Below are 1079 nucleotides of genomic sequence, written 5' to 3' on the forward strand. Positions count from 1 at the left end.
CGGTCACGGGTGCGGTTACGGACGTGGCTGTGGTCGTCACCTGCGATGACGAGGAGGTGGACGCCTGCGTGGTTGCCGTGGCCGCGGTCGTGCGGACGGTATGGGCACCGGCCTGGCACGCTGCCAGCGGAAGAACCGCGACGCCGGCGAGGATCACGGTGGCCATCCGGGAGCGACTGGCGTGATGACGGTTCATCGTTGTTCGACACCTCTTCGGGCGGGGACGGCTGGGGGGCCTTGCATCTCCGGAGCCTGCCCGGTGTTTGTGAGAGTTGGATGTGCGAACAGACGGTTCGGCTCGAATGGAACTCACATGTCCGGTTGGTGTGATTATGGCCTGCGCGACACGCAGGCGGGATGGGGGGCACATGAGCGACAACGGGAACCGTGATCCGCAGCCGATGCGGGTCCTGGTTGTGGATGATGAGGCGAACATCGTCGATCTTGTGCGCATGTCCTTGCGTTTCCACGGCTTCGACGTGGTCACCGCCGCTTCCGGCCGGGATGCGATTACCGCTGTCACCGAGACCGCACCGGATCTCGTGGTGCTTGACGTGTTGCTGCCCGACACCGACGGCTTCGAGGTCTGCCGCCGGCTGCGTGACGCGGGCATCGAAACTCCGGTGATCTTTCTGACCGCCCGTGATCGTCAGGCCGACAAGGTCGCCGGTCTGACCTATGGCGGCGACGACTACGTGACCAAGCCCTTTTCCATCGACGAACTGGTGGCCCGGGTGCGCGCAGTGCTCCGGCGGGCGCGACGTGACCAGTTACCACTGACCGCGCAGGTGCTCGCCTTCGCCGATCTCGTCCTGAACGAGGACACCCACGAGGTGACCCGTGACGGTCATCCGCTCGAGCTGTCGCCCACCGAGTTCAAGCTGCTGCGATATCTGCTGGCGAACCCGCGCCGGGTGCTCTCACGTGCCCAGATCCTTGACGCGGTCTGGAACTACGACTTCGACGGCGGCCACACCATCGTCGACCAGTACGTGAGCTATCTGCGGCGCAAACTCGCGCCGCACGGGCCGCCGCTGATCCACACCCAGCGCGGTTTCGGCTATGTGCTGCGGGAGCCC

Annotated in this window: 2 protein-coding genes; both read left to right on the plus strand. The window is 65.6% G+C overall.

Annotation, left to right across the window (positions count from 1 at the left end; genetic code table 11):
* A partial coding sequence (locus tag U9980_RS24970; RefSeq protein ID WP_322770164.1) for a hypothetical protein occupies positions 1–185 on the plus strand: 185 nt, incomplete at its 5' end.
* A gap of 183 nt (positions 186–368) precedes the next feature.
* Positions 369–1079, plus strand: a 711-nt coding sequence (locus U9980_RS24975; RefSeq protein ID WP_322748709.1) for a response regulator transcription factor, incomplete at its 3' end; no start/stop codon positions are given.

The organism is Protofrankia sp. Cr1, from assembly GCF_963555865.1.
Lineage (GTDB): Bacteria > Actinomycetota > Actinomycetes > Frankiales > Frankiaceae > Protofrankia.